The 26,615-nt window shown below is 73.2% G+C and carries 20 protein-coding genes and 3 pseudogenes; 13 read left to right on the top strand and 10 right to left on the bottom strand.

Going from position 1 to position 26,615, the window contains the following annotated elements; translation table 11 throughout:
• Positions 1 to 83: 83 nt before the first annotated feature.
• The 3 genes from J7462_RS29875 to pseI all read left to right on the top strand — a co-directional run bounded on the left by J7462_RS29875 (position 84) and on the right by pseI (position 3,731).
• Entirely contained in the window at positions 84 to 1,409 is a 1,326-nt protein-coding gene (locus J7462_RS29875) for a polysaccharide pyruvyl transferase family protein (RefSeq protein ID WP_219469234.1), read from the top strand.
• A gap of 89 nt (positions 1,410 to 1,498) precedes the next feature.
• Entirely contained in the window at positions 1,499 to 2,617 is a 1,119-nt protein-coding gene (locus tag J7462_RS29870; RefSeq protein WP_219469231.1) for a glycosyltransferase, read from the top strand.
• A 61-nt stretch (positions 2,618 to 2,678) separates the two neighbouring features.
• Positions 2,679 to 3,731 carry a pseudaminic acid synthase gene (gene pseI / locus J7462_RS29865; protein WP_219469228.1) on the top strand — a complete coding sequence of 351 codons (1,053 nt, stop codon included), beginning with the start codon at positions 2,679 to 2,681 and terminating at the stop codon, positions 3,729 to 3,731.
• A 46-nt stretch (positions 3,732 to 3,777) separates the two neighbouring features.
• On the opposite strand, the gene J7462_RS29860 is transcribed toward pseI, so the two are convergent.
• The 4 genes from J7462_RS29860 to J7462_RS29845 form a co-directional block, all read right to left on the bottom strand.
• A complete protein-coding gene (locus tag J7462_RS29860) occupies positions 3,778 to 4,233 on the bottom strand; it encodes a hypothetical protein (RefSeq protein WP_308291072.1) in 456 nt (151 codons plus the stop codon).
• Between the two features lie 94 nt (positions 4,234 to 4,327).
• Positions 4,328 to 5,074 carry an SDR family NAD(P)-dependent oxidoreductase gene (locus tag J7462_RS29855; RefSeq protein WP_208569046.1) on the bottom strand — a complete coding sequence of 249 codons (747 nt, stop codon included), beginning with the start codon at positions 5,072 to 5,074 and terminating at the stop codon, positions 4,328 to 4,330.
• The gene (locus J7462_RS29850) at positions 5,067 to 6,329 is read right to left on the bottom strand and encodes an AMP-binding protein (protein ID WP_219469226.1); all 1,263 of its coding nucleotides are present in this window, start codon (positions 6,327 to 6,329) and stop codon (positions 5,067 to 5,069) included. The genes J7462_RS29855 and J7462_RS29850 overlap by 8 nt, the downstream gene beginning before the upstream one ends.
• Entirely contained in the window at positions 6,326 to 6,577 is a 252-nt protein-coding gene (locus tag J7462_RS29845; RefSeq protein WP_244252945.1) for an acyl carrier protein, read from the bottom strand. The genes J7462_RS29850 and J7462_RS29845 overlap by 4 nt, the downstream gene beginning before the upstream one ends.
• Positions 6,578 to 6,665: 88 nt before the next feature.
• On the opposite strand from J7462_RS29845, the gene J7462_RS29840 reads away from it, so the two are divergent.
• Positions 6,666 to 7,178 carry a GNAT family N-acetyltransferase gene (locus J7462_RS29840; RefSeq protein WP_219469224.1) on the top strand — a complete coding sequence of 171 codons (513 nt, stop codon included), beginning with the start codon at positions 6,666 to 6,668 and terminating at the stop codon, positions 7,176 to 7,178.
• A gap of 170 nt (positions 7,179 to 7,348) precedes the next feature.
• Here the strand turns inward: J7462_RS29840 and J7462_RS29835 are convergent, their stop codons facing one another.
• Positions 7,349 to 9,250: a hypothetical protein gene (locus J7462_RS29835; RefSeq protein ID WP_219469221.1), complete on the bottom strand. Its 1,902-nt coding sequence runs from the start codon at positions 9,248 to 9,250 to the stop codon at positions 7,349 to 7,351.
• Between the two features lie 349 nt (positions 9,251 to 9,599).
• Here J7462_RS29835 and pseB point away from each other — a divergent pair, with 349 nt between their 5' ends.
• From pseB to J7462_RS29800, 7 genes are all read left to right on the top strand, one after another.
• Positions 9,600 to 10,583, top strand: coding sequence for a UDP-N-acetylglucosamine 4,6-dehydratase (inverting) (pseB, locus tag J7462_RS29830; protein WP_219469218.1), 984 nt, complete (start codon positions 9,600 to 9,602; stop codon positions 10,581 to 10,583).
• A complete protein-coding gene (locus J7462_RS29825; RefSeq protein ID WP_219469216.1) occupies positions 10,580 to 11,737 on the top strand; it encodes an aminotransferase class I/II-fold pyridoxal phosphate-dependent enzyme in 1,158 nt (385 codons plus the stop codon). The genes pseB and J7462_RS29825 overlap by 4 nt, the downstream gene beginning before the upstream one ends.
• A gap of 12 nt (positions 11,738 to 11,749) precedes the next feature.
• The gene (locus J7462_RS29820) at positions 11,750 to 12,586 is read left to right on the top strand and encodes a hypothetical protein (protein ID WP_219469212.1); all 837 of its coding nucleotides are present in this window, start codon (positions 11,750 to 11,752) and stop codon (positions 12,584 to 12,586) included.
• Positions 12,583 to 14,391, top strand: coding sequence for a class I SAM-dependent methyltransferase (locus J7462_RS29815; protein WP_374197558.1), 1,809 nt, complete (start codon positions 12,583 to 12,585; stop codon positions 14,389 to 14,391). The genes J7462_RS29820 and J7462_RS29815 overlap by 4 nt, the downstream gene beginning before the upstream one ends.
• Before the next feature lie 116 nt (positions 14,392 to 14,507).
• Positions 14,508 to 15,236, top strand: a complete 729-nt coding sequence (locus J7462_RS29810) for a cytidylyltransferase domain-containing protein (RefSeq protein WP_219470838.1) — start codon at positions 14,508 to 14,510, stop codon at positions 15,234 to 15,236.
• Entirely contained in the window at positions 15,233 to 16,324 is a 1,092-nt protein-coding gene (locus J7462_RS29805; protein WP_219470836.1) for a PseG/SpsG family protein, read from the top strand. Before J7462_RS29810 ends, J7462_RS29805 begins: the two co-directional genes overlap by 4 nt.
• A gap of 13 nt (positions 16,325 to 16,337) precedes the next feature.
• Positions 16,338 to 16,970, top strand: coding sequence for an alpha-ketoglutarate-dependent dioxygenase AlkB (locus J7462_RS29800; RefSeq protein WP_219469209.1), 633 nt, complete (start codon positions 16,338 to 16,340; stop codon positions 16,968 to 16,970).
• 40 nt (positions 16,971 to 17,010) lie between these two features.
• Here J7462_RS29800 and J7462_RS29795 read toward each other — a convergent pair whose 3' ends face one another.
• The 4 genes and pseudogenes from J7462_RS29795 to J7462_RS33480 form a co-directional block, all read right to left on the bottom strand.
• Positions 17,011 to 19,500 carry a DNA topoisomerase (ATP-hydrolyzing) subunit A gene (locus J7462_RS29795; protein ID WP_219469206.1) on the bottom strand — a complete coding sequence of 830 codons (2,490 nt, stop codon included), beginning with the start codon at positions 19,498 to 19,500 and terminating at the stop codon, positions 17,011 to 17,013.
• A 41-nt stretch (positions 19,501 to 19,541) separates the two neighbouring features.
• Positions 19,542 to 20,180 (bottom strand): annotated as a pseudogene (locus J7462_RS33490) (toprim domain-containing protein); the annotation flags it as partial.
• A 6-nt stretch (positions 20,181 to 20,186) separates the two neighbouring features.
• A pseudogene (locus J7462_RS33485) lies at positions 20,187 to 21,656 on the bottom strand (DNA topoisomerase); the annotation flags it as partial.
• Positions 21,633 to 23,255 (bottom strand): annotated as a pseudogene (locus J7462_RS33480) (ATP-binding protein); the annotation flags it as partial. The pseudogenes J7462_RS33480 and J7462_RS33485, both read right to left, overlap by 24 nt.
• A 108-nt stretch (positions 23,256 to 23,363) precedes the next feature.
• On the opposite strand from J7462_RS33480, the gene J7462_RS29785 reads away from it, so the two are divergent.
• Positions 23,364 to 24,620: a hypothetical protein gene (locus J7462_RS29785; protein ID WP_219469200.1), complete on the top strand. Its 1,257-nt coding sequence runs from the start codon at positions 23,364 to 23,366 to the stop codon at positions 24,618 to 24,620.
• Between the two features lie 140 nt (positions 24,621 to 24,760).
• On the opposite strand, the gene J7462_RS29780 is transcribed toward J7462_RS29785, so the two are convergent.
• Positions 24,761 to 25,201 (bottom strand): Rrf2 family transcriptional regulator, encoded by a 441-nt coding sequence (locus J7462_RS29780; RefSeq protein WP_219469197.1) that lies wholly within the window; start codon positions 25,199 to 25,201, stop codon positions 24,761 to 24,763.
• 146 nt (positions 25,202 to 25,347) lie between these two features.
• Here J7462_RS29780 and J7462_RS29775 point away from each other — a divergent pair, with 146 nt between their 5' ends.
• Positions 25,348 to 26,568 (top strand): globin domain-containing protein, encoded by a 1,221-nt coding sequence (locus J7462_RS29775; protein ID WP_219469194.1) that lies wholly within the window; start codon positions 25,348 to 25,350, stop codon positions 26,566 to 26,568.
• Positions 26,569 to 26,615 lie beyond the last annotated feature (47 nt).

Below are 26,615 nucleotides of genomic sequence, written 5' to 3'. Positions count from 1 at the left end.
CCGTCGGTGTCGGCGCGCGCCCATGGGGCGGACCGGCGCGGCCCGTCGCAGGCACGCCCGGCGAACGAGGAACGGAGCAGAGTGTGCACCAGCGGATCCTGATGCGGGCCAAGAAGGACCCGTTCGACGTACGCGGCCCGGAGGAGGCGTACGAGGGGAACTGGATCGGGGAGAACAACGGCAACCTGGTCTTCAGTCACGCCGCGCACAAGTTGCTGCGCACCTCCACCGCGCGGATCACGTCGACCGAGTTCAAGGTCGACCTGCGCGACGCCGACCGGATCAACGAGCAGTACGACGTGTACGTCATCCCGCTGGCCAACGCGTTCCGGCGCAGCTACGCCCACCGCATCGAGCTGATGACGAAGCTGGTCGAGCGGCTGCGGATCCCGGTGGTGGTGTTCGGGGTCGGCGTGCAGACCGACGTCACCGGAGACCGGGAGTACCTGCGTCCGATCGACGACGTGGTCAGCCGGTTCGTCCGGGCGGCGCTGGAGCGGGGGCCGAGCATCGGTGTGCGGGGGGAGATCACCGCGCGGTACCTGAACACGCTGGGCTTCTCCGCCGTCGACGTGATCGGCTGCCCGTCGATGTTCCTGCACGGGGACCGGTTCCGGGTGGAGAAGTCCGCGCCGGCCCTGCCGCCCGACGCCCGGGTGGCGCTGACCGTCTCCCCGTACGTCAAGTCGATGGCGAAGATCATCACCTCGCACCAGGCCCGCTACCCCAACCTGCGCTACCTCCCGCAGGACCTCAAGACGCTGGGCACCCTGCTCTACGGCGACGCCCCCGAGGACCGGGGCAAGACCAGCGCCATCCCGGTGCACACCTCGCACCCGCTGTTCACCGAGGACAAGGTGCGGATGTTCCTCGACCCGTGGACCTGGATGGACTATCTCGCCGGTTTCGACTTCGCGTTCGGCACCCGCATCCACGGCACCATCACCGCGCTGGTCTCCGGCACCCCCGGCTACCTGTTCGCGCACGACTCGCGCACCCTGGAACTGGCCAGGTACTTCGACATCCCGCACCGGCTGATGAAGGACGTGCCGGCCGACGTGGACGCCGCACAGCTCTATGCCGAGGCCGACTACACCGCCCTCAACACCGGGCACCGGGCCCGCTACGAGGTGCTGCGCGCGTTCCTCGCCCGGCACGACCTGGGCAACGCGTTCGACGACGGCGACAGCGCGGCCCGGTTCGACGCGCAGGTCCGCGAGACGGTGTTCCCCCCGGCGGTCCGGCCCGCCGGGGCCACCTCGCCCGAGGAACTGCTGGCCCGCATCCAGTGGCTGCGCGACCGTAACGCGGCGCTCGGCGACGACGTGCGGGAGCTGCGGGAACAGCGGCTGCGGGCCCGGGTCAAGCGGGCGGTCGGCGCACCGGTACGGCGGATGCTGAACCGTTAACCTGCCGCTCGGCCGCTGTTCAGCAGCTCCATCTCCGCCGGATACGTCACGTTCCGTGGCCGTCCATACCCGTGCACCAGGGTGGCGGGGTGGTCAACCAGCCCGCGCCCACCCCGCTGCTCAGCGTCGTCGTCCCCGTCCACGGGGTGGAGGCGTACCTGCACCAGTGCCTCGACTCGGTGCGCACGGACGTGCCGGCCGACGCGGCGGGCGCGGTCGAGATCGTCGCGGTCGACGACGCCTCGCCGGACCGGTGCGGTGAGCTGCTGCGCGCGTACGCGGCCGAGCATCCGGGCGTACGCACGATGCACCTGACCCGCAACGTCGGGTTGGGTCCCGCCCGCAACGCCGGCCTGGACGTGGCCACCGGGGAGTACGTCTGGTTCGTCGACAGCGACGACTGGTTGCCGCCGGGCACCATCGCGGCGGTGCTGGACCGGCTCCGGGCGCACCGCCCCGACGTGCTGATGCTCGACCACCTGCGGGTGAGCGAGGACGGCCGGCGGGAGGTGGACGCGAGCAGTCACCTGCTACGCGGCATCCCCGGGGTGGTCCGGCTGGCCGACCGACCCGGGCTGCTGCGGGTGCAGCACACCGCGTGGAACAAGGTGGTCCGCCGGGAGTTCATGGTCGACCTGGAACTGCGCTTCCACCCCGGCTGGTACGAGGACATCCCGTTCAGCAACCCGCTGCTCATCGGCGCGGAACGGATCTCCGTGCTGGACCGGGTCTGCTACCTCTACCGGCAGGGTCGGCAGGGCGCGATCACCTCCACCCGCAGCGGTCGCCACTTCGACGCCTTCGCCCAGTACGACAGGCTGTTCGACTGGGTCGCCCGCCGGTATCCCGACGAGCGGCTGCGCGGCGAGCTGTTCACTCTGATGATCAACCACATGCTGGTGGTGGTCGGCAACGACGGCCGGCTGCACCCGCACCTGCGCCGCGAGTTCTTCCACCGCATCGCCGCGCACCACCGCCGGCACCTGCCGCCGGGCGGCTACCCCCGGCCGGGCGGCGTGGCGGGGCTCAAGCACCGGCTGGTCGGCCGGGACGCCTACCTCGCGTACGCGGTGCTGCGCCAGGCGCACCGGCTGGCGGGGTGGTTGTGCCGCCCGGCCGCCGTGCCGCAACCGGTGCCGCCGGTCGTCGGGCCGTCCCACGACTCCCCCGCCGACCGGGACGCGCTCGCGGGTCGCGGCAGCCGGTGACCGGCCGGCGTCGGGGTGCCCGCCGGGACACGAGCAACGAGCACAGGAACAGGGGTCTCAGATGACGACGACAGTGAAGATCGGGCCGCACCTGGTGGGGGCCGGCGAGCAGCCGTTCGTGGTGGCGGAGATGTCCGGCAACCACAACGGTGACCTGGGGCGGGCCCTGGCGATCGTGGACGCGGTGGCGGCCAGCGGGGCGCACGCGCTGAAGTTGCAGACGTACCGGCCGGACACCATCACCATCGACGTGGACACCCCGGCGTTCCGCATCTCCGGCGGGCACGAGTTGTGGGGCGGGCAGAACCTCTACCGGCTCTACGAGCGGGCCCACACCCCGTACGAGTGGCACGGGCCGATCTTCGAACGGGCCCGGGAGCGGGGGCTGACCGTGTTCTCGTCCCCGTTCGACCCGTCGGCGGTGGAGCTGCTGGAGGGGCTGGACGTCCCGGCGTACAAGATCGCCTCGTCGGAGCTGGTCGACCTGCCGCTGATCCGGCTGGTCGCGGGCACCGGCAAGCCGCTGGTCATCTCCACCGGGATGGCCACCGTCGCCGAGATCGACGCTGCGGTGGGCACCGCCCGCGACGGCGGGGCCGGTGGCATCGTGCTGTTGGCCTGCACCGCCGCCTACCCGGCCCCACCGGCCGACAGCAACCTGCGCCGGATCCCGGTGCTGGCCGACGCCTTCGGGGTGCCGGTCGGCCTGTCCGACCACACCCCCGGCATCGGGGTGCCGGTGGCCTCGGTGGCGCTGGGCGCGTGCTTCATCGAGAAGCACGTCACCCTCGACCGGGGCGACGGCGGGGTCGACTCCGACTTCTCGCTGCACCCCGACGAGCTGGCCGCCCTGGTGGTCGAGTCGGCGCGGGCACACGCGGCGCTCGGCGGCACCGCCATCGGCCCGACCCCGGCCGAGCGGGAGGGGCTGCGGTTCCGCCGTTCCTTGTTCGTGGTGGCCGACGTCCGGGCCGGCGACGAGGTGACCGCAGCCAACGTCCGCTCGATCCGCCCGGCCGGCGGCCTGCCTCCGGTGGAGATCGCCCGGGTCCTCGGCCGCACCTTCACCACCGACGTCCCCCGCGGTACCCCGCTGAGCTGGGACCTCGTCTGACACCGCCCGCCTCCGCCCCGCGCCACCGCGCGGGGCGGGGGCGCGTTCAGGGGGCGAAGGCCACCGTGACCACCAGGTCGGCCAGGTGCAGGGTGCGCCACACCGCACGCGTGTGCGGGGGTACGGCCAGACCGTGCCGCCGCCACCAGGCGGCCACCGGTATCTCGGCCAGTTTGCACAGGCTCTCCGCCCGGGTCCAGCGGGCCCAGAAGTCGACCGGGCCGAAGCGGGCGGCCAACGCGGGCGGGACCTCGGCGGTGGCCCGTTCGGCGTCGATCGCCACCCGCCAACCTGGGGTGACCGGCCCGTACCAGCCGACGCAGCGCCCGTCGTCGAGATGGCTGCGGGTCACCGCGTACCGCAGCTCGGTGGGGGTGCCGACGCGCAGGTGCCGTTCGGCGGCGCCCAGCAGCGCCGGCACCGGTCGCAGCCCGACGTTTCCCGCCGCCCGGACCGGCGGGCCGACCGCGCGCCCCGCCTGCCCGCCCGGCCGGGTGCCCACCGACCCGACCGCACCCCCACCGGCCGACCCGGACCGGGCCGTCACGACACCGTCGCCCCGACCGCCGCCGGGCCGGTGGTCGGGGCAGGCACGGTCAGATCGAGGCAGCACCGTCGACCACGATGACCTGGCCGTTGATGTTGGTGTGCTCGCGCAGCAGCATCCGCACCACCGGTACCACCTCGGCGGGCTCGGTCAGGTGCCCGGTCGGGGTGCGGCGGACGATCTGGTCGAGCTGGGTGCTGCCCAGCACGGCGGACATCTCCGAGGCGAAGAAGCCCGGCGCGACGGCGTTGACCAGCATCCGCCCGCCCAGCTCGCGGGCCAGCGACCGGGTCGCCGCGTCCATGCCGCCCTTGGTGGCCGAGTACGCCACCAGGCCGGGGAAGCCGCGCTGCGCGCAGATCGAGGTGACGTTCACGACCCGGCCGCGCCGGCCCTGCCCGAGCATCCGCCGGATCACCAGGCGGGTGAGCTGCAACGGCGCGGTCAGGTTGGTCTCGACGATCCGGGCGATGTCGGCGGTGGCGGTGTGCGTGTGCATCGAGTCCTGCCCGACGGCGGCGTTGTTGACCAGTCCGTCGATCGGACCGAACCGCGCCTCGACCGCCCGGACGAAGCCCTGCGCCGCCGCGAGGTCGGTGACGTCCACCGCGCCGACGTGCACCCGGTCGGGGTGCGCGTCGGCCAGCTTCTCCAGCTCGGGGGTGACGCTGCGGGCGAACGCGGCAACGGTGAGCCCGGCGTCGAGCAGGTCGGTGACGATGGCCAGGCCCAGCCCCCGGGACCCCCCGGAGACGAGGACGACGGTGCTGGGTGGGACGAGCGCGGAATCAGACATCGCTCTTCAGGGTCTCCTTGACGGGAATCTCGGTCAGTAGGCGGATGCGGCGGGGCACCGCGTACTCCGGGAGCCGCTCGGCGCACCAGTGCACCAGCGCACCCTCGTCGAGCAGGGATGCCCCGTCCGGTTGGCCGGCGTCGCCCGGCGCGGTGGTGGGGACGACCTCGGCGACCACCATCCGGCCGAGCACCGGCGCGCGGCGGCCGGTCACCCGGGCCCAGGCCACCTGAGGGTGGGCGGTGAGCACGTCGCGGACCAGCCCGGCGGAGACCTTGCTGCCGCCGACGTTGATCTCGTCGGAGTCCAACCGACCGGTGATCAGGACCCGGCCCTCGACGATCTGCGCCCGGTCGCCGGTGCGGACCGGGCCGTCGTGCCCGACGCCGTGGTGCGGTGAGGCGACCACCAGTTCGCCGTCGCGCAGCGAGAGGGTGGGCCTACCGGGTACGGCCTGGTCGAGCCAGTCGACCGGGAAGCCGGCCCGGCCGTCGTGCACCACGATCGACGCGCCCACCTCCGAGGAGGCGTAGATCCAGGAGATCCGGGCGGTCGGGAAGAGCACCCGGAGCCGGTCCAGGACGGTCTGGTCGACGGGTTCCCCGCCGAGGGTGAGTTGCCGCAGCGGCACCCGGGCCAGCGCCTCCGGGTCGCGGTGCAGGGTGCGCCGCCAGAAGGTCGGGGTGCCGGAGACGGCGTCCACCCCGTGCGCGGCGGCCAGCGCCGGCCAGTCGTCCAGCTCGTCCGGGTCGACCACCACCAGGTGCTGACCGGGCTGGGTCAGCGACAGGGTGACCACCTGCCACCAGGCATAGCTGCCGGGAGCGTACGGGCAGAGCCAGGTCCGCTCCGGCTGGGCCGCCCGCACGGTGGTCAACGAGTCCAGGGTGTGCCCGACCCGCTTGGGCCGCCCGGTCGAGCCGGAGGTGAGCAGCCAGAGCCGGCCCGGCTCCGGCGACCGGGGGGTGGCCGGCGGCGTGGTCTGCGGCACCCCGTCGACGAGCAGGGTGACGGCGAACCCGGCGGCGCGCAGTTCGTCCCGCATCGTCGCGTCGACCCGGGTAGGGCCCGCGAGCAGCAGCTCGGTGCCGTAGCCGGCGTGGTGTCGGGCGACGGCGAGGGCGTCGGCGGCTCCGGCGGTGAGGACCGCACCGGGTGACGGCAGCGCCGGGGCGGGCAGGTCGCGCCAGCTCCGGGGCACCCCGGCGACGACGATGCGGTTGTCCAGCCCGGCCGGCGAGGTCGCGACGGTCACTGCCGTTGGAGTTCGGCGAGGAAGTCGAGGACGTCCCCGACAGTGGCGATCCGACGCAGCCCGGGGGCGTCGAAGTTCAGCTCCTCCCCGGTCTCGTCCTCCACCCGCAGCGCCAGCTCGGAAAAGTCCAGGGACCGGAAGCCGATCTCCCGCAGGTCGGCGGAGTCGTCGTCGGGCAACACCCTGCCCTGGTTCCGCACCACCTGCGCCATGAGGTCGCGGATCTGCGCGCGACTCAATTCGTTCATGCGCCGGAGTGTACAGCCCGACAATTACCTCGCCCATTTACCCGGGTAGGGTCGACCCGGGTCCACCAGGTGAATAAAAGGGGTACGAGTGTTGCGCGAGGCCACCACGGAAGACGTTAACCTGATGTTTTCCTGGCGTAATCAGGAAACCAACCGGCAGGTCAGCAAGACCAGTCACGAGATCACCCCCGCCGAGCACGCCGCGTGGTGGTCGCGGGTCCGCACCGACCCGGCCCGCCGCGTGCTGGTCTATCTCCACGACGACCTGCCGGCGGGCGTGGTGACCTTCTTCGACCTGTGCTTGGACGGGCCGACCCGGTCCGGTACCTGGGGTTTCTATCTGGATGCCGACGGGCTGGCCGAACGGGGGGCCACCCTGCCCGCCTGGCTGGGGGTGATGCGGGCGGCGGTGGACCACGCCTTCGACGTGCTCGCGCTGGACCGGCTCGACGGCGAGGTGTTGGCGCACAACACCGTCGTACGACAGATGAACCGTCGTTTCGGGTTCGTCGAGGGCACCGGGCGGCCCGAGACGGTCGACGGCCGGGAAATCACCGTCGTCCCCATTTCCCTGACCCGGGAAAATCGTCGCCGACGCTGATGTCGACAGGTGTCCGGTGACGATTCATCGACCGGCCATCCCCCGTTAACCGAATGGCGCGCACCGGGCGACGGCGGGAAACGCACACGACCGGGGCGGCACCGGATGGCGAAAGCGTGCGCCACCGCGACCCGGCACCGGGTGGCGGTGACGTGCGGGGACCACCCGGATCAGTGGCGACGCCAGGCGGCCCAGTGCTGCGCCGGGTTACCCCCCAACCGGACGAAGCCGTACCGGGTGCCGTCCCAGTCGTCCGGCTCGCCGGGTGCCCACCGGACGAGGACGACGTCCGCGTCGGCCGGCGGGTTGTCCACGAACCACCGCACGTCGGCCCAGGTGACCTGGTGGCTGAGGTTGAACCGGAGCACCCACTGCACGCCGAGCGACGCCCAGACCCGGTCGCCGGGGCGTACCCCCAGGTCGGCCACCCGGGGGGTCGGGGCGGTCGCCGCGACCATCGGCCGGACCAGCCGGTCGGTGATCACCTGCATGGTGCCGATGTTCACCACCACCAGCGCGGCGAGCACCGGCACGCGCAGCCGGGGCGACCGCACGGCGGCGACCAGCAGCAGGCAGCCGGCCAGTCCGACGGCCGCGCCGGTGAACGGCCGGAACTCGCGCCAGCCCCCGGTCAGGGCCATCAGGTCGGGTGCGCCGAAGCCGCCGTAGCGCAGTTCGTGTCCCCGGCCGGCCACCCAGGCGAGCCGGGCGGCGATCAGCGTCGCCCCGGCCAGCAGCACCGCCGCCGCGACCGCCGCCCGCCGCCACCGCACCCGGGGCGTCGCGGTCACCAGCATCACCACCCCGACCAGCAGCCAGAACGGGGCGAGCATCTGCACGTAGCGGCCGTAGATGGCGTCCAGCGGTTTACCGGTGATGCCGGCCAGGATCACCGACGCTCCGGCGGCCACCCCGACGCTGGTCACCACCGCCACCCCGACCGTCCACCGGGTCGCCGCATCGTCCGCCGCCGACCCTGCTGCGACGGAGGTGCCGACCGTGGTCGCGGCCGGCGCGGAGGCCAGGACCGGGGCCGGAGCCGGCGCGGAGACCGGGACCGGGGCCGGAGCCGGAGCCGGAGCCGGAGCCGGAGCCGGCGCGGAGGACAGTGCCGAGGCCGGGGTGGAGGACAACGCGGCGGGACGGCGGAGCAGGAGGCGGACGGCGCCGGCCCAGGCGACACCGGCCAGGCCGAAGGTGATGACCACCAGGTACCAGAGCTGGGTGGCGACCGCCGCGCCGACCCGCAGCAGCCCCGGCCCGGAGGCGACCGCCCGGACGGTGCCGCCGCCGGGCGGGTCCCCGAGCAGGTAGACCCGGTCGCCGAGCAGCCGGATGACCGCCTCGTTGAGCAGGGCCAACGCCAGTACCGGCAGGACGGCGGCGAGCACCTGCGCCGGGCTGATCCGTCGCCGCAGCAACAGCAGCAGCACCAGACCGGCGTGCACCCCCACGATCACCAGGCCCCGCGAGTGCAGCAGGTGGAACACCCCGACCAGGGCACCGACCCCGGTGGCGGCCAGCGGGCCGGGTCGGCGTACCCAGTGGTGCACGGCGAGCAGCCAGGCCAGCACCAGCGGCGCCAGCACGGCGTCGATCATCGCCACGCCTGCGTAGAAGACGGTCGCCGGGAGGGTGGCCGCGACGGCGGCGGCGGCCAGGGCGACCGCGCGGCTCACCGGCACCAGCCGACGCACCAGCAGGTACGCCAGCGGCAGCACCGTCGCGTTCAGCACCGCGTTGATCAACTGCACCAGCCGGTAGCTGTCGGTGAAGTCCCGCTCCCCGAGGAACGCCGGGGAGATCAACAGCGGGTAGCCGACCCGCCGCAACGGCCCGTTCTCGCTGCTGAAGCCGCCCGGCCCACCGGCCAACGCGCGGGCGGTGTGCAGGTAGCTGTCCTCGTCGGTGTGGGCGATGGGCAGCGGCACGTGCCGGGACGACCACATCCGCCAGCCGACACCCACCAGCCAGCCGACCACCAGCAGCACCGGCACCAGCCGACGGCCTCGACCGGCCGGTTGCCCGGGCGGGTCGGCGACCCGGGGTCCTACCTCGGTGACGGCCACCATCGTCGCCTCCTGCCTCGTCGGGGCACCCCCGTCGGCCCGCCCGGGACGCGCGACGGTCCCGGCCCGCAGGCCGGGCCGGGCGGGGCGGGTGCCCGACCGTGGGTGTCGGATGCGCCTGCGGCGGGGTGCCCACCGGCCGCGCCGGGCCACTGTAGTCAGCGACGTAGCCGCTGGTCAGCCGGCAGCAGCCGGGTCGGCAAGTGTTCGTCTGCCGGGGGTCCGGCATTCACGGGAGCAGCGCGGTGGGTTCACCCGGGGGCGTCGGGGTGTTAACCCGACCTGGTTAGCGTCCGTCCGGTCGCCTGGCCCGAGCCGGTGGCGCACCAACCACGAGCTGGGGAGCACCAAATTGAGTGAGTTGAATGGGTCCTCCATTCTGGTCACCGGCGGGACGGGGTCCTTCGGGAAGACGTTCCTCCGGCACGTCCTCGACGTGGCCGACCCGGCCCGGGTGGTGGTGTTCTCCCGCGACGAACTCAAGCAGTACGAGCTGCGCCAGCAACTCGGCGACGACCCCCGGCTGCGCTGGTTCATCGGTGACATCCGGGACCGGCACCGGCTCACCCGGGCCATGCACGGGGTGGACCACGTGGTGCACGCCGCCGCCCTCAAGCAGGTGGACACCGCCGAGTACAACCCGTCGGAGTTCATCGCTACCAACATCACCGGTTCGCAGCACGTGGTCGACGCGGCCATCGAGGCCGGCGTCAAGAAGGTCATCGCGCTCTCCACCGACAAGGCGTCCAGCCCGATCAACCTGTACGGCGCGACCAAGCTCGTCGGCGACAAGCTCTTCGTCTCGGCCAACCACTACGCCGCCCAGCACCCCACCCGGTTCGCCGTGGTCCGCTACGGCAACGTGGTGGGCAGCCGGGGTTCGGTGGTGCCGCTGTTCCGCCGGCTCGCCGCCGAAGGCAAGAGCCTGCCGATCACCGACAAGCGGATGACCAGGTTCTGGATCACCCTGGACCAGGCCGTGCAGTTCGTGCTGGACAGCTTCGACCAGATGCAGGGCGGGGAGCTGTTCGTGCCGCGTATCCCCAGCATGCGCATCCTCGACCTGGTCGAGGCGGTCGCCCCGGACGCCACCACCCATGAGATCGGCATCCGGCCCGGCGAGAAGCTGCACGAGGAGATGATCGCCCCGGACGACAGCCGCCGGACGCTGCGCGCGAAGGACCGGTTCATCGTCCAACCGACGATCGCCACCTGGGGTTACCGGCCGCCCGTCGACTGTGAGCCGGTGCCGGACGGGTTCGCCTACCAGTCCGACGGCAACGACGAGTGGTTGAGCGTCCGGCAGCTGCGCGACATGCTGGGCATCACGGCGTGACGGCGATGCTCCCGTACGGCCGGCAGTCGATCACCGACGACGACGTCGCCGCCGTGGTCGCCACCCTGCGCAGCGACTGGCTGACCACCGGCCCGCAGGTCGACGCGTTCGAGGCGGACCTCGCGGGCTGGACCGGCGGGGCCGGCTGCGCGGCGGTCGCCAACGGCACGGCCGCCCTGCACGTCGCCTACGCGGCGGCCGGGGTGGGACCCGGCGACGAGGTGGTGGTGCCGCCGATGACGTTCGTGGCGACGGCCAGCAGCGCGGTCGCCCTCGGCGCGCGGATCGTCTTCGCCGACGTCGAGGAGGAGACGTTCACCCTGGACCCGGCGGCGGCAGCCGCGGCGACCACCGCCCGGACGAAGGTCGTCGCCGCCGTCGACTACGCCGGCCACCCGGCCGACTACGACGCCCTGCGCACCGCCCTGACCGGCTCCGACGCGCTGCTGCTGGCCGATGCGGCGCACTCCATCGGGGCCACCTACCGGGGCCGGCCGGTCGGTTCACTGGCCGACCTGACCACCTTCTCGTTCTTCCCCACCAAGAACCTCACCACCGCCGAGGGCGGCGCGGTCGCCAGCCTCGACGCTGAGCTGCTGAAGCGGGCCCGCCGGTTCCGCAACATCGGGCTGGTCCGGGAACGCGCCGAGCTGCGCGCGCCGGACGAGGGCGGCTGGCACCAGGAGGTGCACTCCTTCGGGTTGAACTACCGGCTGCCGGACGTGCTCTGCGCGCTGGGCCGCAGCCAACTGCGCCGGCTCGGCGACTTCCTCGCCGCCCGCGCCCGGCTGGTGGCCCGCTACGACGAGGCGCTGGCCGACCTGGACGGGGTGCTCACCCCGACCCGCCGGCCGTGGGCCGCCCCCGCCTGGCACCTCTACCCGGTCCGGGTCCTCGACGGCCGCCGCCGCGAGGTTTACGACCGGATGCGCGCCGCCGGCATCGGCGTCCAGGTCAACTACCTGCCGGTGCACTGGCACCCGGCCTTCGCCGACCTCGGCTACCGGCGCGGGTCCTGCCCGGTGGCCGAGTCGTTCTACGCACAGCAGCTCTCGCTGCCGTTGTACCCGGGTCTCACCGACACCGACCAGGACCGGGTGATCGACGCGCTCGGCGCGGCGCTGCGCGGCGTCACCGCGCCCACCGCCGCCTGACCGGGGGAACCGATGCACCACGCGAACCACTTCTACGGGCACGCCCACGTGCTGGCCCGCTACTGCGGGCTGGGCGACGGCCACCCGCCCCGGATCAACGGGTACGTCCAGCACGGCTGGAACATCGGCGACGGCCTCGCTCCCGGCCACCCGTACGCCGAGCGCACCCCGAGCCTGCTCTGGTCGGAGCAGACCCGGCGGCGGGCCTGGTCGGTCGGGCGGCGCAACGTGGTGGTCACCGGTGCGCCCTTCGCGTACCTGCTCGACCTGCGCCGCGACGACCCGCCGCCGGCCGCCCGGGAAGGCACCATCTGGTACCCGTTCCACGGTTGGGAGGGCCAGCACGTCAAGGGCGACCACAAGGAGCTGATCGCCCGGATCAGGGACACCGAACCCGGCCCGGTCACCGTCTGCCTCTACTGGCACGAGTACGGCATGCGCCGGGTCCGCCGGCTCTACGAGAACGCCGGCTTCCGGGTGATCTGCCACGGCTACCGGGGCCACTGGTGGCGCGACACCGACCCGCTCTTCCTCGACAAGCAGCTCACCGAGCTGCGCCGGCACGCCCGGGTGGCATCCAACCGGCTGACCAGCGCCATCTTCTACGGCATCGCCGCCGGTTGTGAACCGGCCGTCTACGGCGACCCGATGATCCTGGCCAAGGAGGACCCCACCTTCGGCGGCACCGCCCGCATCCGCCGGCAGTGGCCGCAGCTGCACGGCGAGACGGTGGACCTGCCGACCGCCGTCGACATCGCCCGCGCCGAGCTGGGCACCGACCACCGCTGCACCCCCGCCGAGCTGCGTGAGCTGCTCGGCTGGGCGCATCCCGCAGGAGGCACGAGTTGACCACTGGAACCACCGCCCCCGTCGTCCTGCCCGGTGGGGAGATGCTGGCCTGGTCCGACCTGCCGGAGCAGCGGCTGGCCGACGGCGGTCCGCTGGGCGCGTTGGCCGCGCGGGTCGTACCGGCCGGGGCCCGGGTCCTGGTGGCCGGGCCGCACGATCCGGCGTTGCTGGACCGGCTCGCCCACGCGGAGGTCACCTGCCTGCTGCGCAGCCACCCCGACGCGGTGGTGTTGACCGACCGGGCGGCCCGGGTGATCGTCGGCGGGCCGGCCGGACTCGACCCGGCCGACACGTTCGACGTGGTGCTGGCCGGGGCCGGCCTGGACGCCGTCGAGTCGGTGGAGGGCGTCCGGCTGGGCTGGGCGGGGGTGCTGGCCCGGTTGACCGCCGCACTGCGGCCCGGCGGCACGCTGCTGCTACGCCTGGACAACCCGCTGGGGGTGTCCCGGCTGGTCGCCACCTCCCCCTGGTACGCCGACCGGGCCGACGCGGCGTGGAGCATCGGCGGGGTGCTGGACGCCGGCCGCCCGGCCAACCGGGAGCAGCTGCGGGACAGGCTCGCCGAGGTGGGCCTGACCGCCGACGCGAGCTACGCCGCGTACCCCGATCCGGGTGCCGCGACGGCGCTGGTCGGCACCGACGCGCTGGACCGGTCACCCACCTCGGGGTTGCTCGACGCGGTGCTGCATGGTGCCTGCGCCGGTGGGTTCGCCGGCGGCGCGGTGCTCCAGGACCCGGCCCGGCTGGCGGTCGACGCGCTGCACGCCGGGCTCGGCGCGACACTGGCCCCGGGCTGGCTGGTCGTGGCCCACCGGCCCGCCGACGACGACCGGTCCACCCGCGCGGCGCTGCCGGTGGTGCTGGTGCAGACCGGCCCGCCGGGGATCGGGGTGGTCGAGGTGCACGACGGGGTCGCCGGCTGGCGCTGGGCCGTCACCGGCGGCGGGGCCGGCCGGACCCGGCCGGCGCCCTTCGCCAGCCGGGAGGCCGCCCACCGGGACCCGGCCGCGCTCACCGGGCCGGTGCCGCCGGGACGGCTGCTGCGGACCCTGCTGCTCGACGGCTGCCTGCGGCGCGACCTGGACGCCCTACGCCGGTTGCTGCGCGGCTACGCCGGGTGGCTCGCCGGGCAGGCCGACCCGGACGGACGGCTGACCGGCGCGGCGGCGCTGGCCGACCCCGACACCGTGGTCGTCGACGGGGACACCTTCGCGGTGCTCGACCCGAGCTGGCAGGCCAGCGAGCCGCTGCCCCTCGAGGTGGTGCTGGCCCGGGGGCTGTGGCGGTTCGCGGTCACCCTGCTCACCGGCGGCTACGCCCACCCGTGGCCGTCCACCGTGGACGTCGCCGGGCTGACCGTGGTGCTCGGTGGAGTCGCCGGGCACGACCTGGACCGGGCCACCGTGGACGCGGCCGTGCAGACCGAGGCGGCGGTCACCGCCGCCCTGCGCGGCCTGGACACCGACGGGCGCGGGGCGCTCGCCACCGAACTGCGTGCGGTCACCCCCACCGACCCGCCCGCCGGGCCGCGCAGCTACCAGCAGATGCGGGAAGCCTGGGTACGCCAGCGGGAGGAGCTGACCCGGCTGGCGGCCCTGCTGAAGTGGACCGAGGAGCTGCTCACCTCGCGGGAACGGGCGCTACGTCGCGCCGACGCCACGATCAACCTGCTCAGTGGCTCGCTCAGCTACCGGGTGGGCCGGCTGGCCATCACCCCCGCCCGGCTGGCCAAGCGGGGTGCCCGGGCGGCGAAACGGCGGGCCCGTGAGGCGCTCGGCCCCAAGCCGCCGGAGGAGCAGCAGTGACCGCCCCGCACACCCCACCGGGATGCCGGCCCGGCGGCGCCGGCGTCCCGACGACGGGCCGGCCCGGCCACGCCGACCTCGTCGGACCCGACGCGGTCGCACCGGTCGGCTCCGACCTGCGGATCGTCGGGATCGTGCAGGCCCGGATGGGCTCGTCGCGGCTACCCGGCAAGGTGCTGCGTCCGCTGGCCGGGCGCAGCGTCCTCGGCCGGGTGGTCCGGGCCGCCCGGGACAGCGGGGTCCTCGCCGACCTGGTGGTCGCCACCAGTGTCGACCCGGTCGACGACGCGGTGGTCGCCGAGTGCGCGCGGCTCGACGTGCCGGTGCACCGGGGACCGGTGGACGACGTGCTGAGCCGGTTCGTCGGCGCGCTCGACGCCCACCCCGGCGACGCCGTCATGCGGTTCACCGCGGACTGCCCGCTGCTCGACCCGGAGATCGTCTCCCTGGTGGCGGCGGTCTACCGGGCCGTCCCCGGGCTCGACTACGCCAGCACCTCGATCGCCCGTACCCTGCCCCGGGGGTTGGACGTGGAGATCATCCGGGCGGACGCGCTGCGTACCCTGGACCGGCTCGCCGTCGAGCACCACCGGGTGCACGTCACCTCCTGGGCGTACGCCCATCCGGAGCTGTTCCGGGTGCTCGGGGTGACCCTCACCCCGGACCGGTCGACGCTGCGGCTCACCCTCGACACCGACCAGGACTGGGCGCTGGTCAGCGCGGTCGTCGACCACTTCGGCGACGTCAGCGTGCCGCTGGCGAAACTCGCCGACTGGTTGGACGGGCGGCCCGACCTGCGTACCCTCAACTCCTCGGTACGCCAGAAGCGGCTGGAGGAGTCCTGAAGCCACCACGGATCGGGTTGCGCTGCGACGCCGGCCCGCGTACCGGCGTCGGGCACCTGGTGCGCTGCCTGGCCCTCGGCGAGGAGTTCCTGGCCCGGGGTGCCCGGGTCGAGCTGTTCGGGACCGTCGAGCGGGTCGGTTGGGCCGCCGACCGACTGACCGCGCGCGGCATCCCGGTCCACCCCGGTCCGGGCACCCCCGCCGGGCTGGTCGAGGCGGCCCGCGCGCACGCCCTGGACGCGCTGGTGCTCGACTCGTACGAGCTGGACCCGGCGGGGGCCGGGGCGCTGCGGGCGGCCGGCGTGGTCACCCTGGCCATCGTCGACGGCGACACCCGGGGCCAGGACGCCGACCTCTACCTGGACCAGAACTTCGGCGCGGACACCGCCGGCACGCACGGCACCGGCGGCACGGGCACCGGCGGCGGCCGGTTGCTGGCCGGGGTGCGGTACGCGCTGCTGCGCGACGCGGTGACCGCCGTCCGGCCGCCGGCCCCACCGCCGGCCACCCCGACGGACCGACCCCGGGTGCTGGCCTTCTTCGGCGGCACCGACGCCGTCGGGGCGGCCCCGGTGCTGGCCCGGGTGCTGCTCGACACCGGCCACCCGATGGAGCTGACCGTGGTGGTCGGGCGGCCGGAGATCGAGGCCGAGCTGACGCGGGTCGCCACCGGGCGGGGGCAGTCGCTGCACCTCCTCGCGCCCACCGACACGTTGCCCGCGCTGATCGGCGCGGCCGACCTGGTGGTCAGCGCCGCCGGCACCTCCACCTGGGAACTCTGCTGTCTGGGTGCGCCCGCCGCGCTGGTCTGCGTGGTGGACAACCAGCGTGAGGCGTACCGCCGGGTGGTGGCGCACCGGCTCGCCGCCGGCCTCGGTGAACTGCCGGACCTGGTCGCGCCGGGGCTGGCCGGTCGGGCCGCACGGGCCGACGCGGGCCGCACGCTGCGCGCCCTGCTGGCGTCCCCGCAGCGTCGGGCGGCGCTCGCGGCCCGCGCCTGGGCCACCGTCGACGGGCGCGGCCGGGCCCGGGTGGCCGACGCCGTCCTCACCCGGATCGCCGATCGTACGGGTGTACTAAACCCCTGATAGGGTGCCGGGTATGTCGCAGGCCGCCTACCAACCGTCGATGCTCGACCTCACCGACGCCGGCCCGACACTGACCCCGCTGGCCGGGCTGCGCCGCCGGGTGCTCACCCGGGGCGCCTGGGTCGACCACCTGCCAGGCTGGGTGCACGGCTCCGACACGGTCCTCGACGCCCTGCGCACCGGGGTCCCCTGGCGGGCCGAACGCCGCACCATGTACGACACCGAGGTCGACGTCCCCCGCCTGCTCTGCTGGTACGGCCCCGACCGCCCGCTGCCGCACCCGCTGCTCACCGCGGCCCGCACGGCGCTGAGCCGGCACTACGCCGCCGAGCTGGGCGAGCCGTTCGTCACCGCCGGCATGTGCCTCTACCGCGACGGGCGGGACAGCGTCGCCTGGCACGGCGACACCATCGGCCGCTCCGCGCACACCGACACGATGGTGGCGATCGTGTCCTTCGGCTCGCCCCGCCCGCTGCTGCTGCGCCCCCGGGGCGGCGGCGACACGCTACGTTTCCCGCTCGGCCACGGCGACCTGGTGGTGATGGGCGGTTCCTGCCAGCGCACCTGGGAGCACGCCGTGCCCAAGACCACCCGCCCGGTCGGCCCCCGGGTCAGCGTCCAGTTCCGCCCGGTCGACGTCGCCTGACGCCGACCGGGCGGCCGGCCGCCAGCCGCCGGGACGACCGTCAGTCGCGTTCGATGAGGTGACCGACGACGGTCGGGCCGAGCATGACGGCGAAGCCGGACCCGTCGCGGCGCGGATCGGCCGGCGGCAGCTCCACCGGGTCACCGGTCGCCGTCGCGCCCACCGGCCGCGCCCCGATCCAGGCCACCACCAGGTCCGTCTCCCCCTTGAGGAAGCGCTGCGCCCGCACCCCGGCGGTCGCCCTGCCCTTCGCCGGGTACGACGCGAACGGCGTCACCTTGACCGTGGCCCCGGTGGAGGTGACCACCATCGGCTCCCCGTGCGCGGCGTCGTCGGTGCGGATCGCGCCGAAGAACACCACCCGGGCACCCGCCGGCAGGTTGATCCCCGCCATCCCGCCGCCCTTGGGCCCCTGCGGGCGGATCAGCGTGGCGGCGAACCGCAGCAGGGCCGCCTCGCTGGTGACGAAGGCCAAGGTCTCGGTGTCGTCGGCCAGCCAGGTCGCCCCCACCACCTCGTCGCCCGTGCGCAACGAGATCACCTCGAACTCGTCCGAGCGGACCGGCCACTCCGGGGCGCAGACCTTGACCACGCCCTGCCGGGTGCCCAGCGCCAGCCCCGGGGAGCCCTGCGCGGTGGGGCCGAGCGGGGCCAGACCGATCACCGTCTCCCCTGCCGCCAGCGGGACGATCTCGGCGGCGGCCATGCCACCGCGCAGCGACACCGTGCCGGCCTGCTCGGGCAGCACCGGCAGCGGCAACACGTCGACCTTGAAGGCCCGGCCGGCGCTGGTGACCAGGAGCACCCGCCCCCGGGCCGTGGTGTGCACGACGGCGCGTACGGTGTCGTGTTTGACCCGGCCGTTGCGGCGACGCCCCTCGGACGCCTCCTCCGACTCGGCGGCCGTGCGGGCGACCAGCCCGGTCGCCGAGAGGATCACCTGACACGGGTCGTCGGCCACCTCCAGCGGCCCGGCAGGCACCGACGCGGCGAGCACCTCCTTGAGGTCCCCGTCGACCAGGGTGGTCCGCCGCGACCCGGAGAACTGCTTCACCACGGCGGCCAACTCGTCGGAGACGACCTTGCGCAGCACCTTCGGGTCGTCGAGGATCTTGGACAGCTCGGCGATCTCCCCGCGCAGCTTGTCCTGTTCGGCCTCCAGCTCGATCCGGTCGTACTTGGTCAACCGGCGCAGCGGGGTGTCGAGGATGTAGGTCGCCTGGATCTCGGAGAGCTTGAACTTCTGCATCAGGCCGTCCTTGGCGGCCTGGGCGTCCTCGCTGGCCCGGATCAGCTTGACCACCCGGTCGATGTCGAGCAGTGCGACCAGCAGTCCGTCGACCAGGTGCAGCCGCTCCTGGCGCTTACGCCGCCGGTATGCGCTGCGCCGGGTCACCACCTCGTAGCGGTGGGCCAGGAACACCTCCAGCAGCGCCTTCAACCCCAGGGTGCGCGGCTGGCCGTCGACCAGCACCAGGTTGTTGATGCCGAAGGACTGCTCCAGCGGGGTGAGCCGGTAGAGGTCGGCCAGCAACGCCTGCGGGTTGACCCCGACCTTGCACTCGACGACCAGCCGGGTGCCGCTCTCCCGGTCGGTGAGGTCCTTGACGTCGGCGATGCCGGTGAGCCGCTTGGTCTTGTTCACCTCGTTGGTGATCGCCGCGATGACCTTCTCCGCGCCGACGCCGTAGGGCAACTCGACCACGGTGATCGCCTGCCGCCCCCGGCTGCCCTCCAGCGGGCCGATCTCGACCCGGCCGCGCATCCGCACCACGCCGCGCCCGGTCTCGTACGCCCGGCGCACCTCGTCCAGGCCGAGCAGCAGGCCACCGGTGGGCAGGTCGGGGCCGGGGACGAACTCCATCAACCGGTCGAGGTCGGCGTCCGGGTGGTTGATCAGCCAGCGGGCGGCGGAGACCACCTCGCCCAGGTGGTGCGGGATCATGTTGGTCGCCATCCCGACCGCGATCCCGGACGCGCCGTTGACCAGCAGATTGGGGAAGGCGGCGGGCAGCACGGTCGGCTGGGTCAGCGAGCCGTCATAGTTGGGTTCGACGTCGACGGTGTCCTCGCCCAGCTCACCGACGAGCAGCATCGCCTCCCGGGAGAGGCGGGCCTCGGTGTAGCGCGCGGCGGCCGGACCGTCGTCCGGGGAACCGAAGTTGCCGTGCCCGTCGATCAGCGGGGTGTTCAGGGAGAAGTCCTGGGCGAGCCGGACCATGGCATCGTAGATCGCCGTGTCGCCGTGCGGATGGTACTTGCCCATCACATCCCCGACAATCCGGGCGGACTTCACGTGCCCCCGGTCGGGGCGGTGGCCCTGCTCGTGCATCGACCACAGGATGCGGCGGTGCACCGGCTTGAGGCCGTCGCGGGCGTCGGGCAGGGCGCGGGAGTGGATGACCGAGAAGGCGTACTCCAGGTAGGAGTCGGAGACCTCGGTGACCAGCGGGTTGTCGAAGACCCGCGCGCCGGCCTGGTCGAAGGCGGACAGGTCCACCTTGGCGCGGTCGTCCTTACGGCGTGCCATCGTTCAGCTCTCTTCCGGGGGTACGGCGGCCACGGTGCTGGTCATGCGTCGATCGCGTCCCGGTCGACCCGGTCGGAGGAGTCGATGAGCCAGTTGCGGCGCGGCTCGACCTTCTCGCCCATCAGCAGTTCGAGGATGCGCTCGGCGGCGTCGACGTCGTCGAGGGTGATCCGGCGGACCGCCCGGGTGGCCGGATTCATCGTGGTGTCCCACAACTCGTCGGCGTCCATCTCACCGAGGCCCTTGAAGCGCGGGATCGGGGTGACGATCTGCTTGCCGGCCTTCTCCAGCTTGCGGACCGTCGCCTCCATCTCGGCCTGGGTGTAGGTGTAGGTGGTCTGCGGGGTGCGCCCCTTGGTGGTGATCTTGTGTAGCGGTGGCATCGCGGCGTAGAGCCGGCCGGCCTCGATCAGCGGTCGCATGTAGCGGGCGAAGAGGGTGATCAGCAGGGTCCGGATGTGCGCGCCGTCCACGTCGGCGTCCGCCATGATCAGCACTCGGCCGTAGCGCAACGAGGACAGGTCGAAGGTACGCCCCGAGCCGGCCCCGAGCACCTGCACGATCGCCGCGCACTCGGCGTTGTCGAGCACCTGCTGGAGGTTGGCCTTCTGCACGTTGAGGATCTTGCCGCGAATCGGCAGCAGCGCCTGGTATTCCGAGGTACGAGCGACCCGTGCGCTGTTGTGGACGAAGATCCCAGCTTCGAGGGCGAAATTGTGGTAACCGTCGACGGTCAGGTCGTAGACGTCCGCTGTCTCGTCAAGCGGCTCGACCGACACGACACGGTGGTTCACCAGATTGACCGCCTCCCGGAGGCGGGCGTAGTCGCCGTCGTAGAACGCCAGGAGTCGATCGAACCGGAGTCCCGTGCGTGCGGACGTCAGACGGTCGGCTTCGTACGCCGCAGCAAGCTCCGTATCCGGTAGCACCAGCAGCGGAGCGAGCCGCTTGAGCGCGGCCCGCCGCCTGCCCTCCTGTTGGCGACCGACCCGCTCGCTCTTCGGCACGTTGGCCACGTAGGCAGCCCGACCGGCCTGCGCCTGGGCAAGGTGACCGGTGTCCGGGTCTGCCAACCGCTGCTTCATCAAGCGTGAGTGACGGGCCCCGAATTCGGGGTTCTCCTCGTGCCACGCCCGCACCGCGTTGCGCTGGCGCTCCCGCTCGGCAGGATCACTGAACTGTTCGACGGTCTTTCGCGACCGCCAGGCACGCAGTTCGGAGTTGTCCCACTGCCGTACCGAACGCTCCCGCCAGGCGGAACGACGAGCAGGGTCCGCGAAATAGTTCCGGACGCGCTCCGCAGCGGCCTCACGGTGCTCGGGCTGTGACCAGTACTGGGCCTGCCGGTCCCGCATCCGGTCGGCGTAGGCGGCCTTTTCCTCGTCACTGAGCGCGTCGTACCAGTCCTGAAAGCCCTTGTTCAGCTTGGCTCGGAATTCGGGTGACTCGTTGAGCGCGAACAGCCGGGCGAGGCACGCCTCACGGAATGCGGGATCGCGCCACTGCGCGCTGAGCATGGCCGACTTGAACTCCCGGCCGCCGTTGGCAAACCACTCCCGCCAGCCCGCGTGGACGTGTTCGCCCATCATCGCGGCGTGCAGTGCCGAGTGGTCGGCCCAGGTCATCCGTCGGATGTTTCGCGGATCGTTGTTGCGCTTGTTGATGTCGATGTGGTGACGGACGTTGCCGCTGGTGGCGCTGTCGCGACCGTGACGAAGATTCCAGGCGTCCGCGAGGTAGTGGGTGTAGACCCACTCCTCCCGGTCGTTCATCCAGATCCGCTCGTACCCGTTCAGCTTGTGCCCCTCGGCCTTACTGGAAATGCTCCGGTACAGAGGCATCAGTGAGTCACCGGGGGTCAGGGCATCGGCCCGTCGGTAGGAACCGTCGCGCAGCCGGAAAAGGTGATCCGGAGTGCAACGCACCGACGCGCCGTTGTCGAGCTGCACCTGGACCAGCCGGGCAGCTCTCTTGGTGAGACGTGGCTCCACCAGCGGAGCAACCACCACGCGCCCCGCCTTGTTGGTGGTGTAGCCGAAATGGGTCACTCCCCGCTGCCAGTCCGCCGCCAGATCGGCAAAGGACCGAGCCTCGCCGGAGGCGAGCGCGACCATGGTGTCGCCGGTAAAACACCCCAGGGCGCTGTCCCCCTCCACGATGAACAGCTCGCTGCGGTCCACCCCGGTCGCGCGGCAGTCGACCAGTTTGGCGGGCATCGACGCGCCCTCCAGGGCGGTCTTGCGCCGGGCGGCGTCCTTCTGCTGCTTCTGGGTCAGCCGCACCCGGGCCGCGTCGACGATCTTCTGGAGCACCGTGCGCGCCTCGGCCTTGCTGCGCTTGTCCTCCAGCCACGCCTTGACGTGCTGCTCGACCAGGGTCTGGAGGACCTTGGTGATGCCGGCGGTGGAGAGCTCGTCCTTGGTCTGCGAGGTGAACTGCGGCTCGGGGATGCGGACGTGCAGCACCGCCGTCATCCCCTCCAGGACGTCGTCCAGGGTGGGCGGGTCCTCCTTGGGCTTGAGCAGCCCCCGGGTGTTGCGGACGGCATCGGCCAGGGCCCGGGTCAGCGCCCGCTCGAACCCCTTGCGGTGGGTGCCGCCGTGGGCGTTGCGGATGGTGTTGGTGAAGCACTCGACGGTGCGCTCGTAGCCGGTGCCCCACCGGAAGGCGATCTCCACCTCGGCCCGGCGCTGCACGTTGGACTGCATCACGCCGTTGGCGTCGGCGGCGTTCTCCCGGTAGCTCCCCTCGCCGGTGACCAGCAGGGTGCCGGAGACCGGGCGGTCGCCGGCCGGGGCCAGGAACTCCACCATGTCGGTGAGCCCGTTGGGGAAGTGGAAGCGCTCCTCGACCGGCTCCTCGGCGGTCTCGTCGCGCAGCCGGTAGTCGACCCCGGGGACCAGGAAGGCGGTGTTGCGCAGCTTCATCCGGACGGCCTCGACGTCGAGGCGGGCGCCGGTCTCGAAGTAGCGGGCGTCGTGCCAGTAGCGGATCGAGGTGCCGGTGCGCTGGCCGCGCTTCATCGACCCGACGACCTGGAGGCCGGGCCCGGCGGTGAACGGGGCGTCCGGGCCGTCACCGGCGAAGACCCCGGGCACGCCGTGCCGGAACGACATCGCGTGCACCTTGCCGCCGCGTCGGACGGTCACGTCGAACCGGCGGGACAGCGCGTTGACCGCGGAGGCACCCACGCCGTGCAGGCCACCTGAGGTCTTGTAACCGGAGCCGCCGAACTTGCCACCGGCGTGCAGCCGGGTGAGCACCAGCTCGACCCCGGAGATGCCGGACTTGGCGTGCACGTCGGTGGGGATGCCCCGGCCGTCGTCGTCGACCTGCACCGAGCCGTCGGCGTGCAGGATCACCTCGACGGTACGGGCATGACCGGCGACACCCTCGTCGGTGGAGTTGTCGAGGATCTCGTTGACGAGGTGACCCACGCCACGACTGTCGGTGGAGCCGATGTACATGCCGGGACGCTTGCGGACGGCGTCCAGGCCCTCCAGGTGGGTGAGGTCGTCTGCCCCGTAGAGGGTCTCAGGCTGTGCGGTCAACTGGTCGTACTCCCCGGTCTCGGCGGTGTGGTGCCGCTCACCGTCTCGATCTCTCCACGCGCGGCGTGCCGCAGCGAGCGTAGCCGTACGCCCCGACAGCGGCGTGCAGCCCCACGTCGGACGGCGTCGCGCGTCTGCCGGGCACAACGCCGCCGACCGTCGGGGCCTTCCCCGGCCGGGTGGGCGGGACCCGGAAACGACCATTTCCGTGATTCGACGATCATGTTAAGAGGCATTGACGCCCATCTCGCCAAGTGATCTGATCCGGCCCAGCAGGATCTTTCACATTTGCATGGACAGATGGGGGACGTCATGTCCAGGTTCCGTCGGAGCGCCCTCGCGGCGCTCCTCACCGTCGCCACGGCCGCCCTGCCGGTCGCCGTCGGCTCCGCCGCACCGGCCGCCGCCGCCCTGCCCACCGCCGCCGTCGCCCTCGGCGACAGCTTCATCAGTGGCGAGGGTGCCGGGGCGTACGCGCCGGTGACCGACCTCAACGGGGTGGCCCAGCCCTTCCCGGGCTGGTCGGCACCGAACAACAACGCCTACTTCTGCCACCGATCACCCAACGCCTCACTGTTCAAGGCGGACCTGCCGGGGATCACCGACCGGTTCAACCTGGCCTGCTCCGGCGGCCAGCCGTACGACATCGCCAACGCCTCGGCCAGCCGGACCAAGGGCCGGCAGGTCGCCGCCCAGCTCGACCAGTTGCGCGCGGTCGGGCAGACCCACGACATCGACCTGGTGCTGGTCGGCCTCGGCTCCAACAACAGCTCGTTCACGTTCGGCAGCGTCGCCGAGAAGTGCGCGAACCGGTTCATCGCCGACGCCTGGACCGGGTGGTGGGAGTTCTGGGCGTACCTGGGCGGACCGGTGGAGCAGGAGCCGTGCTCGGACGCCGACCTGGCCACCTCCGCCCAGGTCGCCGCCGCGACGGCGGAGACGACGGCGGCGGTCCGGCAGATCCTCACCACGCTGGACCAGATCGACGCCGACGGCCAGCACCGGATCGTCTTCCAGGACTACACCAACCCGCTGCCGCCGGAGCTGGCCTCGACCTACTGGGAGGAGGACAGCCGGGACGACACCCGGGACAAGTTCCGCGACCTGGGTGCCGAGCGGTACGCCGCCGGTTGCCCGATCCACCGGGCCAGCCTCGCCCCCGGCCAGCGTTTCTCGCAGGGCCTGGGCACCCTGGTCAGCTCGGTGCGCAGCACGCTGTCCGCCGAGTTCCCCTCCGCCGACCTGGTCTACCTCAACGTACAGCGGGCCTTTGACGGGGCTCGGCTGTGCGAGTCGGCGGGCAGCCCCGGCAACGCGCTGGCCACCCCGATCCGGCTCCAGGACGGCACCTCGGGAGTCTTCGTGACCAGCCTGTCCGGCTACGACAAGCTGGACATCCAGCGGATCGCGAACACCTGCGGGACGTACTTCCAGACCTGCCAGGAGTCCTGGCACCCGAGCGCGGCCGGGCACCAGGTGCTGGGTCGGTGCCTGACCGGCGCGGCGGCGACGGCGGCCCGTACGGTCGCCTGCGTCCGGTCGACGGACGGCACGGTCCAGGTCAGCTGAACCGGCGGCCGGTGGGAGCGGGCGGTCGAGCCGCTCCCACCGGCCACACCGCCCGCACCGCTCGGCTCGCCCCACCGACCGGGCCGCTCAGCTCGCCTCGCGCCGGCCGGGTGCGGGGGCACGGGGAGCGCGACGCGGGTTCAGGTCGCCGTCGGAGCGGGCGGGGCGAGGCTGAGCAGCAGGGCGGTCGGCGAGGCGTCGACCAGGTCGCCCAGCGGCACCTCGTCGAGGACGGCGAGGAAGGCCGCCTGGGCGCGGCGGAGCTGGACCCGCAGGCGGCAGCCGGCGCGCAGGGCGCAGCCGGACTCCTCGCAGGAGACCACCTCACCCTCCCCCTCGAAGGCGCGTACGACCCGGCCGACGGTGATCCGCTCGGCCCCCTCGGCGAAGGCCACCCCACCGGAGCGGCCCCGCACGGTGACCAGCACGCCCGCGCGCTGCAACCGTTGCACCACCTTGGCCACGTGGCTGCGGGGCAGGTCCAGCCGGTCGGCCAGCTCGTCGACGGTGGTCCGGGTCGACGCGGGGGCGGTGAGCATGGCGATCCGCAGGGCCATGTCGGTCGACCGGTTGAGCTTCACCGCCCGACCCTAACCAGGGCCGTCGGCGGCGGACAGGGGCGGACGGCCGGAACCGCCGCGTCCACGGACCCGGGACCTTCGGCCCTTAAGAAGACTCTGAGATTCCTGTTTAGGTGTCCTCTGTAGCCGAACAGCAAGGAGGAGCCGTGCTCTCGGAGTCGTCAGCCGCCGTCGTCACCGCCACCCTGCCCGTGGTCCGGGCCCATGCCGACCAGATCACCGGCCGCTTCTACGCCCGGATGTTCACCGCCCACCCGGAACTGCTGAACCTGTTCAACCGGGGAAACCAGGCGACCGGACGTCAGCAGGCGGCCCTGGCCGCCTCCGTCGTCGCGTACGCCGGGCACCTCACCGGTGCCGACACGACGGGGTGGACGGCGATCCTGGACCGGATCGCGCACAAACACGCCTCGCTCGGCATCACCCCCGACCAGTACCCGCTGGTGGGTCGGCACCTGCTGGCCGCCGTCGGCGAGGTGCTCGGCGCGGCGGTCACCCCGCAGGTCGCCGCCGCCTGGGACGAGGTGTACTGGCTGATGGCCTGCGAACTCGTCGCCCGGGAGGCCCGCCTCTACACGGTCTCCGGGTTGGCCGGGGACGGCGCGGTGTGGCGCGACTGGCGGGTCGGCGGGGTGACCCCGGAAGCCACCGACGTCGTCTCGATCGCCCTCGTCCCGGCCGACGGCGGCCCGGTGCCGGGCTTCGTCCCCGGGCAGTACGTCTCGGTCGCGGTGGACCTCGGCGGCGGGCTCGGCCAGCAGATCCGTCAGTACAGCCTCTCCGGCCGCCCCGCCGACGACCACTGGCGGATCACCGTGAAACGGGTCCGGGGCACCGGGGACGCCCCGGACGGTCTGGTCTCCAGCTTCCTGCACGAACGCGTCGCCCCCGGCGACATCCTGCGACTGAGCCCACCCTTCGGTGAGGTCAGCGCGGTCGCCGGGGACGGGCCGCTGCTGCTGGTCAGCGCCGGGATCGGCCTCACCCCGGCGATGTCGGCCCTGGAGCACCTGGCGGCCACCGCACCGGACCGGCCGGTGGTGCTGGCCCACGCCGACCGGGACGCCGCCGCCCACGCCCACCGGGCCGACCTGCTCGCGCTGCACGCCCGGCTGCCCCGGCTGCGCCTGCGGCTCTGGTACGAGCAGGGCACCGCCGGGGACGACACCCCGCCGCTGGTCGCCGAGGTGTCCCGGGGCCGGATCGAGCCGGAACTGATCCCCCTCTCCCCGGACGCGCACGTGCACCTCTGCGGACCGCTGCCGTTCATGAACCAGGTCCGGGGCGACCTGCTGCGCCGGGGCGTACCGGCGGAGCGGATCGGCTACGAGGTGTTCGGCCCGGGGATGCTGCCCGAGCCGAGGTGAACGGTCCTCCCCACCACGGCCGTCCGGTGGACCGGGCCCCGCCCGAC

It is taken from the genome of Micromonospora sp. RL09-050-HVF-A (assembly GCF_019374995.1).
GTDB lineage: Bacteria > Actinomycetota > Actinomycetes > Mycobacteriales > Micromonosporaceae > Micromonospora > Micromonospora antibiotica.
This window is presented reverse-complemented; position numbering and strand designations above follow the sequence as displayed.